Genomic DNA, 12,819 nt, shown 5'->3' with positions numbered 1-12,819 from the left:
TCCCTACTTACCGTTTAGTTCTGTCGTTGGTTCGGTAATGTTGACGACAGGGATAGCATCCATTTGCCATTTCCATGTATCCGCGGTGGTTTCTACCGGGATCATTTCAATACAATCAGTCGGACACGGCGCAACGCAAAGGTCACAGCCGGTACACTCATCCTTGATAACCGTGTGCAGTGCTTTAGTGCCACCGACAATGGCGTCTACAGGGCACGCTTGAATACATTTAGTGCAGCCAATGCACATGTCTTCGTGGATAAAGGCCACTTTTTTAATCGACTTTTCGGCATCGTGAGCGGAGTCTTCGACTTCGACACCCATTAAGTCGGCAAGCTTTTCAATCGTCGGTTGACCACCCGGAGGGCACTTGTTTATTGCATCGCCGTTAGCAATCGCTTCGGCGTAAGGGCGACAGCCAGGGTAACCACACTGACCACATTGAGTCTGTGGCAGAATACTATCGATTTGATCGACAATTGGATCGGCTTCGACTTTGAACTTGATGGAAGCAAACCCTAATACGGCTCCGAACAGACCCGCTAGGATTACAACAGCAACAATGGCAATAAGGATGGTACTCATTATAGTTTCACCAACCCTGTAAAGCCCATGAACGCGAGAGACATCAATCCTGCGGTAATCATTGCGATAGAGGCACCCTTGAATGGCGCTGGAACATCCGCGGCTGCAATGCGCTCACGCATGGAAGCAAATAAGATTAGTACTAGGGAGAAACCAACGGCTGCGCCAAATCCATAGATAATGGATTCGATGAAGTTGTGGTTTTCATTGATATTTAGCAACGCAACACCTAACACGGCGCAGTTGGTCGTGATAAGTGGCAAGAATATACCGAGTAACCTGTATAAAGTTGGGCTGGTTTTGTGAACCACCATCTCTGTGAACTGAACCACAACCGCGATAACGAGAATAAAGCTCATTGTTCGCAGGTATTGAATACCCAGAGGTACGAGAACATAGGTTTCAACGAGGTAGGCGCACACAGAGGCCAAAGTCAGTACGAATGTTGTCGCAAGACCCATGCCGATGGCCGTCTCGAGTTTTTTAGATACGCCCATAAATGGACATAACCCAAGGAATTTAACCAGTACGAAATTGTTGACGAGTACTGTGCCCACCAACAACAAAAGATATTCGGTCATAATAAAAAGTGTAAAGAGCTCCGATCCCGATATTATCCAGTTTTGAGCGGTGAATAACAACCTGTGAAATCTATGGTTTTGCTCGTTTGTACGAAAAGTATAGGCATTCGGGCTAAAAACAAAGAAAGACGTACAGAATTGGGTGAGCCAGAGCAGACAAAAAGGCTGTTATTCGAGAGGAGTTTGTGAGCCGCAGATACGAAAAAGCCGCGTCTTGCGACACGGCTTGTTCTGAATTTGGCTCCCCCTGCGGGACTCGAACCTGCGACATACGGATTAACAGTCCGCCGTTCTACCAACTGAACTAAGGGGGAATTGCTTTAAGCGGGGCGAATCTTAGCTACCCTAGATGTGTGAGTCAATGGTTTTTTCGAAAAATTATTGCAAAAAATACTTCAAAAAACACTTTACTTTCTTGGGAGCCTTATTGCTCATGAGGTCGTTTTACTTATCCACCAAAATTGTGGATAAATGTGTTAATTGTGCGGTAAAGAGTGTTGAATTGAGTAATTACTCATTTATTGGGTTGTGAATAACTGAATGGTTTGTCATTTATCTAATTGAAATAAAGTGATTTTTACTTGTAGTGTGTTGTTGTGTCAAAAATGAGAATGATTTTATTGACAGGTAAGTAGTGATTGATTGGGGAAAACCCGTGGATGGATTGAAGGGCTTGGCGTGGATAAGGTTTTTGCTAGGGTGCACACAATAGCAAATTGTGCGTATAAAGGCGAGCTTTTGGTTGCAAATTGATAGCGCTAGCGCTCAAATAATAGGGTTGCAAATAAGGGACACATATAGATGGCAAAACACTTTGAATTGGTTTCTGACTATAAACCGTCGGGGGACCAACCTACCGCGATCGCGAAGTTACTCGATGGCTTAGACTCAGGGCTCGCGCACCAGACTTTGCTCGGGGTAACTGGCTCCGGTAAAACCTTCACTTTGGCGAACGTCATTTCCCAAGCGCAAAGACCCGCTATTTTACTGGCACCAAACAAAACCCTCGCCGCACAGCTTTATGGTGAGATGAAAGCCTTCTTCCCGAATAATGCGGTTGAGTACTTTGTTTCTTACTATGATTACTATCAGCCAGAGGCGTATGTACCGACCACAGACACGTTTATTGAAAAAGACGCGTCTGTGAACTCCCACATCGAGCAAATGCGTTTATCGGCAACCAAAGCACTGCTTGAGCGCAAAGATGCGATTATTGTCGCTTCAGTATCTGCCATTTATGGCCTAGGCGATCCCGACTCGTATTTAAAGATGATGCTTCATGTGACACGTGGTGCGGTGATCGACCAGCGTGATATCTTACTTCGACTTGCGGAGCTTCAATACTCTCGCAACGATGTAGCGTTTGAACGTGGCCAATTTCGCGTGCGTGGTGAAGTTATCGATATCTTCCCAGCAGAATCTGATCAAGAAGCAGTACGCCTTGAAATGTTCGATGACGAGATTGATTGCATCAGTCTTTTTGACCCGCTAACGGGTGTGATTACCCAACGCGATATCGCGCGCTACACCATCTATCCGAAAACCCACTATGTAACGCCTCGAGAACGTATTCTAGATGCGATCGAAGAAATCAAAAAAGAGCTCACCAGTCGTGCAACTTATCTAAAAGAAAACAATAAGCTACTTGAAGAGCAGCGTATCTCTCAGCGTACTCAATTTGATATTGAGATGATGAACGAGCTTGGCTTTTGTTCAGGGATCGAAAACTACTCTCGTTACTTGAGTGGACGTAAAGAGGGTGAGCCGCCACCGACGCTATTCGATTATTTGCCAGCAGACGGGTTACTCATTATTGATGAGTCACACGTGACCGTGCCACAAATTGGCGCAATGTATAAAGGCGACCGCTCTCGAAAAGAGACGCTAGTGGAGTTTGGTTTCCGTCTACCTTCGGCGTTGGACAATCGTCCGATGAAGTTTGAAGAATTTGAGATGATTTCGCCACAGACCATTTTTGTCTCTGCAACCCCAAGCGCATACGAGTTAGAGAAGTCGGGTGGCGATGTTGCGGATCAGGTAGTACGCCCGACTGGCCTTTTAGATCCCGAAATTGAAGTGCGTCCCGTTGCTACCCAAGTTGATGACTTGCTGTCCGAGGCAAAAGCGCGCGCAGCAATCGATGAACGTGTACTGGTAACGACTCTCACTAAACGCATGGCAGAGGATTTGACTGAATATCTCAATGAGCATGGCGTTAAGGTGCGCTACTTGCACTCAGATATCGATACCGTTGAACGTACCGAGATCATCCGCGATTTACGTTTAGGTGAGTTTGATGTGTTGGTGGGAATCAACTTGCTTCGAGAGGGCTTGGATATGCCAGAGGTGTCACTGGTGGCTATCCTCGATGCAGACAAAGAAGGTTTCCTTCGCTCCGAACGCTCTCTGATCCAGACCATAGGTCGTGCTGCGCGAAATGTGAAAGGTAAGGCGATTTTGTATGGTGACCGTATCACCAAATCGATGCAAAAAGCCATTGATGAGACAACTCGCCGTCGTGAAAAGCAGCACGCGTACAATGAGAAAATGGGGCTGGTACCAACGGCGCTCAAACGCAACATCAAAGACATTATGGAAATTGGTGGTGTGGTTAAAGGCGGTAAACCGAAGAAAGGTAAACAGGTACCTCTTTCCAAAGTGGCCGAGCCTTCACAAGCTTATGTAGCTTTGTCTTCACAAGATCTCGAAAAACAAATTCTCAAGCTCGAAGGGGAAATGTATCAGCACGCTCAGAACTTAGAATTTGAACTAGCTGCTGAAAAACGTGATGAAATAGAAAAACTTAGACAACACTTCATCGCTAATAGTTAACAAGCTAAGAGCAGTCTGGTAGGCTGCTCAAGCTTTAAGCAGGAAAATAAAAATGGTTTTTCTTAGTCAATAATTGCAAAATGCGAATATGCTTATAGAGTAACCAAATAAAGCAAACATAATAAAACAACAGTTAGCTAGGATTTATGCAACCTTTATTCGACGAGCCGAAGTCTCGCTACTTACTGATGGTAGAAGATACGGCCTCCGTTGCGGCTTTATATCGCTCGTATCTTTCTCCTTTAGGGATTGATATCAATATCGTCGGCAATGGCCGCGATGCGCTTCAAAGCTTACAGCATCGGACCCCCGATCTAATACTACTGGACCTGCGTCTACCTGATATGACGGGTATGGATGTTCTGGACGCAGTGAAACAGTCTCATCCAGATGTGCCGATCATCTTTATGACGGCGCACGGTTCTATTGATATCGCGGTCGACGCGATGCAACACGGTGCCCAAGACTTTTTGATTAAGCCTTGTGAAGCTGACCGTCTGCGTGTAACTGTCACCAACGCTATTCGTAAAGCATCCAAACTGCGCGATGAAATAAACAATACGGGTAGCCCAAGCTATCAAGGTTTTATTGGCAGTAGCCAGCCGATGCAAGCCGTGTATCGCACGATAGACTCTGCCGCGTCCAGTAAAGCCAGTATTTTTATTACTGGTGAAAGTGGTACTGGTAAAGAGGTGTGTGCTGAAGCCATACATGCAGCGAGTAAACGTGGTGACAAGCCATTTATTGCAATTAACTGTGCCGCGATCCCTAAAGATCTGATTGAAAGTGAACTGTTTGGTCACGTGAAAGGTGCCTTTACTGGGGCTGCGGTTGATAGACAAGGTGCGGCTGAGCTTGCGGATGGTGGCACACTGTTTCTTGATGAGCTATGCGAGATGGACCTTGAACTGCAAACCAAGTTGCTGCGTTTTATTCAAACCGGTACTTTTCAAAAAGTGGGCTCCTCGCGGATGAAGAAAGTGGATGTGCGCTTTGTGTGTGCGACCAACCGTGACCCTTGGAAAGAGGTGCAAGAAGGACGATTTAGGGAAGACTTGTACTACCGTTTGTACGTGATCCCACTGCACCTGCCGCCACTTCGTGATCGTGAAGAAGACGTCATCGAAATTGCCTACTCGTTATTAGGCTTCATGTCGCATGAGGAAGGGAAGAGCTTTGTGCGCTTTTCTCAAGATGTGATTGAACGCTTCATCCACTACGAGTGGCCGGGTAACGTGCGTCAATTGCAAAATGTGCTACGTAATGTTGTGGTACTTAACCACGGTAAAGAGATTACGTTAGATATGTTGCCGCCACCGTTGAATGAGCCTTTGGTCGTCGTGAAACCAACCGTATCAACGATCACGGTCTCATCATTTGGCCCACAAGATATTGTGCCGCTATGGCAAACTGAGCGACGTACTATTGAGCAGGCCATTGAGGCTTGTGACGGTAATATCCCACAGGCGGCAAAGTATCTGGACGTAAGTCCATCGACCATTTATAGAAAAATCCAAGCATGGAACGCGAGTGAGAGCAAAGCATGACGTTTATGAATCAAGACCGAGTTGAGCAGCTTACCAACGAAATTGGCGAGAGCAATATTCCTATTTTATTGGGAATATTCACTGGGGAGTTGGTGACGTATCAAAGTCAACTTAGTGAAGGCACAGTTAGTGACAAAATGGAGTTGCTGACGGAAATTTGCCATGCACTCAAGAGCAGCGCCGCCAGTTTTGGTGCTGAGCCCTTGTGCCAGCTTGCGATCCAAATTGATGCCAAGTCGAAGCAGAACACGCTCGTGGAAGATCAAGCTTTGATCGACCAAGTGCTTGCACTGCTGGCGAATACGCATACTACTTATGCTCGCTACCTTAAGACGATAGAAGCGTAGCGCATTAACCTTATCAAACGTAAAAATGCAGCCGTTGTGGCTGCATTTTTTATGCTCGTAAGTCAAAGCAGCGCTCTATAAATACAATTTTCTAAGCTCTTTCTTATCGACTTTACCAACGCTGGTTTTAGCTATGTTGTCGACAAACTTAATCTTCATTAACAGCGCTTCGCGAGTAAGGATGCCTTTGGTGATAAAGCCTTTTGCAAACCCTAATAGCTCTTTTTCTGTCACCGTTTGTTCAGGCTTTAGGGTGATCAGAGCCAGAGGAACTTCGCCCCATTTATTGTGCGGCATGCCAATTACAGCGGCTTCAGAAACAGCTCTGTTTTGATGAAGAATATCCTCAAGTTCAAGGGAGCTGACCCATTCGCCTGAGATTTTAATCATATCTTTCACGCGGTCGGTAATCTTGATGAATCCCTCTTGGTCGATGGTTGCTACATCGCCAGTATGTAAGTAACCACCTCTCCACAATGCCTTAGAGTTCTTATTGTCTTTGTAGTAGCTCGGTGTAAGCCAAGGAGCTCTCACGACAATTTCACCTGTGGTTTCGCCATCGTGTGCAAGTGGCTCCATTTGTTCATCGACGATCTCTACGTCGACCATCGCGACTTTTTTACCTGTTTTCGCTCGGTATTCCGCTTGAGTTTCCATATCGTGTTCAAGATGTTCTGGGGTGAGTTGCACTATCGACAGGATTGGACCGGTCTCACTCATACCGTACCCGGCAAAGACATCTATGTTGCGCGCTAATGCAGCCTGACAAAGCGCTTTTGGCAATGCAGCGCCACCAATAACGACTTTCCATTCCGATAAATCTATCGAGGACGATTTAGGTGAGTTGAGTAGCAAGTGCAAGATGGTGGGTACACAGTGTGAGAAGGTCACTTTTTCTTGTTCAATAAGGCCGAGCAATACATCTGGAATATATTTACCCGGATAGACCTGTTTGATGCCAAGCATGGTGGCCATATATGGCAGGCCCCAAGCGTGAACATGAAACATTGGCGTAATAGGCATGTAGATGTCGCCTTGATGCAGCCGGCCTTGAACCGCGTTGGTGCCAAGAGAGCTTAGAATTCCTAGGGTATGCAGCACCAATTGACGGTGAGTAAAGAACACCCCCTTTGGCATCCCTGTTGTACCTGTCGTGTAGAAGGTGGTGGCGACCGTGTTCTCATCAAAATCAGGAAAATCAAACTCGGTCGGTTGCGCGGCCAATCGCTGCTCATACTCACAGTCGCCTTCATCACGCAGTACCACGTAGTCGTTGATGGTATCGATACGTCCTTTGATTTGATCAAGGATTGGCAAAAACTCTTCATGGATGAGCAGTACATCGTCTTCTGCGTGGTCGATGGTATAGAGAATTTGCTCAGGGGAGAGTCGAACGTTAATCATATGCAGCTTGGCGCCAATCATAGGAATCGCGAAGTAGCATTCTAGATAACGATGAGAGTCATAATCCATGACAGCAACAGTGTCACCTTTCTTAACGCCCATTTGGGTTAGGGCGTTGGCAAGCTGTCTTACGCGGTCATGGAAGGTCTGATAGCTGTGGCGGCGGTAGTTGGCGTAGACGATTTCTTGGTCTGGATCGAAAGCAACAGGGGAGAACAGGAGATTTTTGATCAACAGTTGATAATTGGATGGGTCATTCACGTACTGGTTCATGTCGGCACTTCGCTATTTTGATTGTTGTGATGTTAGAGTGATGTATTCATGGCAGCACAACAATTTGCTTGGTTAGCAATTGTTAACTAAGTAGGGTTTTTATCAGAATAGCAATGAGGAACTGTGAGTGAATACTTACCTGACATACAAAAAAGCCTCTACTATGTCTAAGTGACTGAGTATGAGGCTTTTTGTTGGGGTTGTTCAGCGAATCGCCTTGAGTTTATTGCAGCAGCGATTCAATCGCTTGCTTGAGTTTATTCCTATCATGGCGCCAATCACGATTTGGTGAGGCCAGAGGCTGAGTCATACAATTCCAGCTTGAACAAATATCTGGGTGTGCCTGCTCACCTAAAATGACATCGAGTTTTCGGCCATGCAGAGCGCGCTCGCACCATTGTAGTTTTTGCTCCAGCGTCATTCGTCCAGCTGGCCCATACTCGGGTGATAGGTTCTCAACAAACACCACTTTGGCATTGGTATTACTGTTAATAGCTTGGCTGAGATCAGCAAGCAAAAGCGGCGGCATGATACTGGTTAGAAAACTACCGGGACCAAGCACAATACAGTCCGCCTGGAGAATCGCATCCACCGCTTCTTTAGTTGCAGGAACAACAGGTTCCAGATCTAAGCGCTGTAAGTCTTGTTCCATTTCATCCACAGAGGTTTCACCCGTAACCCATTTCCCTTCTACCGAAAGTGCTTTGAGATCTGAAGGGTGCTCAGACATTGGGATGATATTAACATCGACTTTAAGCAAGTCTCTTATTAGCTCAATTGCGTCAAGTGGGCGTACGGATAGGTTATCCAGCGCTGTAAGCATAAGGTTGCCAAGGTTGTGACCATTCAGGTCGCCGGTGCCTTTGAAACGGTACTCAAACATCATGGAACCGATAGACGGCTCGGTAATGAGCTGGTTGATACAGTTACGGGTATCGCCCCAAGCAATGCCACCTTGACACTCTCGAATGCGGCCGGTGGAGCCACCATTGTCCGTCGTTGCGACAATACCTGTGGCATTAGACCCAAAATCTTTCAGCGCAGCCAACATGCGCCCTAAGCCGTGACCGCCACCGATCGCGACGATTTTTTTTGATGAATAGTTGCTCATCTTATTCTACTTTTATGCTGTTTCGTTTGTGTTACTTAGTTGTCGTAACATAAGGTAAATTGTTCATTAGCGATACTCAACTATAATAAAAATGACGAATAGATAAGGTTTTTTGATGACAAAGCTGGAAAACCCCGTCGTTATTAAGTATTTTACTCGCAAGCTGTTAGCGAATCACATTCGTTAACTGCCATAACTCCGAGCTCACAACGCTAAGTCGATTGCGATTTACTCCTAAAACTTGAGTATCCATTCAGATAAGCGTGTTGAGCCAGTGACAGAAGGTCACAAGGGCTTGATTGGAAATGATCACGCCTCCCGTGTTTGGAAAGGTGTTCCGTGGCGCAACAATTCGAAGATAAATTCCATCGCAAGTTTTATTACTTGCGCTTGTCGGTTACAGATGTCTGTAATTTCCGATGTACATACTGCCTCCCTGATGGCTACAAACCACCCGGTCAAAAAAGGCCGGCATTTTTGACGCTACCTGAAATTAAACGTGTCGTAACTGCGTTTGCAGATTGTGGTACGTCGAAGGTGCGCATTACTGGTGGTGAGCCAAGTCTTAGGAAGGACTTTCCTCAGATCATTGAAACGGTCGCTAATACTCCGGGTATCATTAAAGTCGCAACGACGACGAATGGCTATCGCATGGCGAAGCAAGTGGATACTTGGCAGCAAGCTGGTTTGACGCACATCAATGTCAGCGTCGACAGCTTAGATCCACGTATGTTCCATCAGATCACCGGTGAAAATAAGTTTACCGAGGTGATGAATGGTATCGACCGTGCGTTTGAAATCGGTTACGAGCAGGTCAAGGTTAACGTTGTGTTGATGAAAGATCTCAACGCAAAAGAGCTGCCTTCGTTCCTCAACTGGATCAAAGACCGTCCTATTCAACTTCGGTTTATCGAACTCATGCAGACGGGGGAAATGGACGAATTGTTCCAAAACCACCATGTGTCAGGCGTCGATATCCGCAATCAACTTATTGCTAACGGCTGGATACTCAAGGCTCGTCAGAAGAACGACGGTCCTGCACAAGTATTTGTCCATGCCGATTACAAAGGCGAGATTGGGTTGATCATGCCGTATGAGAAGAACTTCTGTGAAAGTTGTAATCGCTTACGTGTTTCCGCTATGGGCAAGCTGCATCTTTGCTTGTTTGGCGAGCATGGAGTTGAGCTACGCGACTTGCTACAAGAAGACACTCAAGAGCAAGCGCTGATCGAGCGCATCCAAGCACAATTACAGACCAAGTCGGTCAGTCACTTCCTACATGATGGAAATTCAGGAATGACGCCTCACTTGGCATCTATCGGCGGCTAACTCGAGTCGTCGACGTTACGTTTACAGTTTTTATAGGGTGAAAAATCATGGGTCACGCAGAGAGCAAATTTGTGCCTGCGAATATCGCAGTGCTAACCGTTTCAGACACACGTACTGAAGAAAATGATACGTCGGGTCGCTACCTTGTAGAGAATTTACAAGAAGCGGGTCACTCGCTTGCGGACAAGAAAATCGTTATTGATGACATCTACCAAATTCGCGCTGTGGTCTCACAGTGGATTGCGGATGAGAGCGTTCAAGCGGTGATGGTTACTGGCGGTACTGGCTTTACCTCTCGCGATAGCACACCAGAAGCGCTCATTCCTCTTTTCGACAAGCAAGTAGAAGGCTTTGGTGAGCTATTCCGTGCGGTATCTTACGAAGAGATCGGCACCTCAACAATTCAATCGCGTGCGATTGCCGGCTTTGCGAACCACACGGTTATTTTTGCGATGCCAGGTTCTACAGGCGCATGTCGCACTGGTTGGACGAAGATCATCAAGCAGCAGCTAGATGCGAGCCACCGCCCTTGTAACTTTATGCCTCACCTAACTAAGTAATTGCTGAGGTATACCATGTCGGAATTTACTCATATTAACGCATCGGGCGAGGCCAACATGGTCGACGTCTCGGCAAAAGCAGAGACCGTTCGAGAAGCGCGAGCGGAAGCTTTTGTCCATATGGCACCAGAGACGCTGAAAATGATCACCTCTGGTAATCATCACAAAGGTGATGTATTTGCGACGGCGCGTATTGCTGGCATTCAAGCGGCGAAGAAAACATGGGATTTGATCCCACTGTGTCACCCGTTGTTACTATCTAAAGTTGAAGTCCAACTTGAAGCGCTCGAAGATGAGAACAAAGTGCGTATCGAATCAGTCTGTAAACTCGCGGGTAAGACAGGTGTTGAGATGGAAGCACTAACCGCAGCATCTGTTGCCGCTCTGACGATTTACGACATGTGTAAAGCGGTACAAAAAGACATGGTCATCGACAGCGTTCGATTGTTGGAAAAAACTGGCGGTAAGTCAGGACATTTTAAGGTCGAATAATGATTAAAGTACTCTTCTTTGCACAAACTCGAGAGCTGGTGGGCGTAGACAGTGTCGATCTAGACATGGACTTTGCTACGGTTGAAGACATTCGTGCTCACTTGGCGACACAAGAAGGTAAGTGGGATCTGGCTCTTGAGCCAGGCAAGCTGCTTGCTGCCGTCAACCAAGATATCATGCCTCTCGATTCCGCTGTGAAAGACGGCGATGAAGTCGCTTTCTTCCCTCCGGTTACTGGGGGCTAATATGACCATTCGAGTATCTGTTCAACGTGAAAATTTCTCTGTCGGTGATGAGTATGAGGCATTGGCGCAGGGCACAGCTTCAGGCGCTATTGTAACTTTCACGGGCAAAGTGCGCGACATGAACCTAGGCGATAACGTCGTTGGCATGTCACTCGAGCACTATCCAGGAATGACAGAGCGCTCTTTGGAAAAGATCTGTGATGAAGCAGAATCACGTTGGATGCTAAACGGTATTCACGTTATCCACCGCGTTGGCGACCTTGATGCTGGCGACCAAATTGTGTTTGTTGGTGTCTCAAGTGCGCACCGCGGCAGTGCTTTTGAGGCGTGTGAGTTCATCATGGACTACCTGAAAACCAAGGCACCATTCTGGAAGAAAGAGCGCACGACAGAATCAACTCGCTGGGTGGAATCGCGTGACTCTGATGCGCAGGCGGCAGAGCGCTGGCAGAAGTAACGTCGCAGCAATACTACAAAGGGGCCTAATAAGTTAGAGCCCCTTTTTCATTTAGATTTCGCTGTTAGAACCCTACGGGTTCTTGTCTAAAAAGTCGTACACTGCACTGATTACACCAAACTCGGTATTACTTGGCGCAGAGAATCGAGCAAGTTCTTTGACGCCCGGGTGAGCATTGTCCATCGCGTATGAGTAGTAGCTTTCTTTAAGCATTTCTGCGTCGTTGAAGTAGTCACCAAAACTCATGGTTTGTTCATAGGTGAACCCCATCGTTTGCTGCAGGTGTCGTATCGCAGCGCCTTTTGAAGCAACTTTATTCATCACATCGAGCCAAATTTTCGCGCTCACCACAACTTGGAAATCATCACCAAATGCAGGCCTAATTGTTGGTTCGATATAGTCCGCCGAACCATTGAAATTAAGGACCGCGATCTTGATGAATTCATCTTCAACGGTAAGCAGATCCTCAACGTACTCGCAGCGGTGGTAATACTTATTGATTTCTTCGAGTGCGGTAGGGTTTTGGGTCTCGATATAAGCGCTTTTCTTACCACACAAAACGATGAACGTATCGTTAATGCGACGCGCTGTATTGATGATAGATGGCACGGAATCGCTATCTAGTGTACAGCTATAAAGCTCCTTGCCCTGATGCATCACCAGCGTACCGTTTTCCGCGATGAAAAGCATCTCGTCTTGATAACCTTTAAAGGTATCGTACAGGCTGTAGTACTGACGACCAGAAGCGGCTGCGAATAGAATGTTTTCGTTTTTGAGTCGTTGGAAAAACTCTGGGAATGCAGGTGGCAGATTGCTGTTTTCATCGAGTAATGTGCCATCCATATCGGTGGCGATGAACTTAATAGTGTCGGTCATAGGTCGCTATGTATGGTGTTTGAATAAACAAGGAAACGAGTATACTCAAATTCAAAGTAGCAGGCAGTAAATTACGGTTCCTTATTCATTATTCTTACATTTTGACTGTGTGTATTTGAAGTTTCGAAAGTGCGCAGTATGCTCGGCCCAGTGGTTTCATCATAAGTACCGGCCCAATTA

At 46.5% G+C, this 12,819-nt stretch carries 13 protein-coding genes, 1 tRNA gene and 1 riboswitch; of the genes, 8 read left to right on the top strand and 6 right to left on the bottom strand.

What is annotated here, in order from left to right; all coding sequences use genetic code 11:
- Positions 1-3 precede the first annotated feature (3 nt).
- The 3 genes from rsxB to ACJB0T_RS19260 form a co-directional block, all read right to left on the bottom strand.
- Entirely contained in the window at positions 4-585 is a 582-nt protein-coding gene (rsxB, locus tag ACJB0T_RS19270; RefSeq protein ID WP_112462411.1) for an electron transport complex subunit RsxB, read from the bottom strand.
- The gene (rsxA, locus tag ACJB0T_RS19265) at positions 585-1,166 is read right to left on the bottom strand and encodes an electron transport complex subunit RsxA (RefSeq protein ID WP_042476631.1); all 582 of its coding nucleotides are present in this window, start codon (positions 1,164-1,166) and stop codon (positions 585-587) included. The genes rsxB and rsxA overlap by 1 nt, the downstream gene beginning before the upstream one ends.
- Before the next feature lie 238 nt (positions 1,167-1,404).
- A tRNA-Asn gene (locus tag ACJB0T_RS19260) sits at positions 1,405-1,480 on the bottom strand.
- A 487-nt stretch (positions 1,481-1,967) separates the two neighbouring features.
- On the opposite strand from ACJB0T_RS19260, the gene uvrB reads away from it, so the two are divergent.
- The 3 genes from uvrB to luxU all read left to right on the top strand — a co-directional run bounded on the left by uvrB (position 1,968) and on the right by luxU (position 5,892).
- Positions 1,968-3,998 carry an excinuclease ABC subunit UvrB gene (gene uvrB / locus ACJB0T_RS19255; RefSeq protein ID WP_479290810.1) on the top strand — a complete coding sequence of 677 codons (2,031 nt, stop codon included), beginning with the start codon at positions 1,968-1,970 and terminating at the stop codon, positions 3,996-3,998.
- 146 nt (positions 3,999-4,144) lie between these two features.
- Positions 4,145-5,545, top strand: a complete 1,401-nt coding sequence (gene luxO, locus ACJB0T_RS19250) for a quorum-sensing sigma-54 dependent transcriptional regulator LuxO (RefSeq protein ID WP_479290809.1) — start codon at positions 4,145-4,147, stop codon at positions 5,543-5,545.
- Positions 5,542-5,892 (top strand): quorum-sensing phosphorelay protein LuxU, encoded by a 351-nt coding sequence (gene luxU / locus ACJB0T_RS19245; protein WP_479290808.1) that lies wholly within the window; start codon positions 5,542-5,544, stop codon positions 5,890-5,892. Before luxO ends, luxU begins: the two co-directional genes overlap by 4 nt.
- A 75-nt stretch (positions 5,893-5,967) precedes the next feature.
- Here luxU and ACJB0T_RS19240 read toward each other — a convergent pair whose 3' ends face one another.
- Together ACJB0T_RS19240 and ACJB0T_RS19235 are read right to left on the bottom strand one after the other, a co-directional pair.
- On the bottom strand, positions 5,968-7,569 hold the full coding sequence (locus tag ACJB0T_RS19240; protein WP_479290807.1) for a long-chain fatty acid--CoA ligase: 1,602 nt from the start codon (positions 7,567-7,569) through the stop codon (positions 5,968-5,970).
- A 223-nt stretch (positions 7,570-7,792) separates the two neighbouring features.
- On the bottom strand, positions 7,793-8,680 hold the full coding sequence (locus tag ACJB0T_RS19235; protein ID WP_479290806.1) for a YvcK family protein: 888 nt from the start codon (positions 8,678-8,680) through the stop codon (positions 7,793-7,795).
- 184 nt (positions 8,681-8,864) lie between these two features.
- Positions 8,865-9,031, top strand: a riboswitch (molybdenum cofactor riboswitch).
- Here ACJB0T_RS19235 and moaA point away from each other — a divergent pair.
- The 5 genes from moaA to moaE all read left to right on the top strand — a co-directional run bounded on the left by moaA (position 9,020) and on the right by moaE (position 11,763).
- The gene (gene moaA, locus ACJB0T_RS19230) at positions 9,020-10,009 is read left to right on the top strand and encodes a GTP 3',8-cyclase MoaA (RefSeq protein ID WP_479290805.1); all 990 of its coding nucleotides are present in this window, start codon (positions 9,020-9,022) and stop codon (positions 10,007-10,009) included. It overlaps the preceding riboswitch by 12 nt.
- Positions 10,010-10,056: 47 nt before the next feature.
- Positions 10,057-10,569, top strand: a complete 513-nt coding sequence (gene moaB / locus ACJB0T_RS19225; protein WP_479290804.1) for a molybdenum cofactor biosynthesis protein B — start codon at positions 10,057-10,059, stop codon at positions 10,567-10,569.
- 15 nt (positions 10,570-10,584) lie between these two features.
- Positions 10,585-11,061, top strand: coding sequence for a cyclic pyranopterin monophosphate synthase MoaC (gene moaC, locus ACJB0T_RS19220; protein ID WP_479290803.1), 477 nt, complete (start codon positions 10,585-10,587; stop codon positions 11,059-11,061).
- Positions 11,061-11,306: a molybdopterin synthase sulfur carrier subunit gene (moaD, locus tag ACJB0T_RS19215; RefSeq protein WP_234495478.1), complete on the top strand. Its 246-nt coding sequence runs from the start codon at positions 11,061-11,063 to the stop codon at positions 11,304-11,306. The genes moaC and moaD overlap by 1 nt, the downstream gene beginning before the upstream one ends.
- Before the next feature lies 1 nt (position 11,307).
- Positions 11,308-11,763, top strand: coding sequence for a molybdopterin synthase catalytic subunit MoaE (gene moaE / locus ACJB0T_RS19210; RefSeq protein WP_479290802.1), 456 nt, complete (start codon positions 11,308-11,310; stop codon positions 11,761-11,763).
- Between the two features lie 72 nt (positions 11,764-11,835).
- On the opposite strand, the gene ACJB0T_RS19205 is transcribed toward moaE, so the two are convergent.
- Positions 11,836-12,639 carry an HAD family hydrolase gene (locus ACJB0T_RS19205; RefSeq protein WP_479290801.1) on the bottom strand — a complete coding sequence of 268 codons (804 nt, stop codon included), beginning with the start codon at positions 12,637-12,639 and terminating at the stop codon, positions 11,836-11,838.
- Between the last annotated feature and the right edge of the window lie 180 nt (positions 12,640-12,819).

This window comes from Vibrio sp. CB1-5, assembly GCF_059412285.1.
This window is presented reverse-complemented; position numbering and strand designations above follow the sequence as displayed.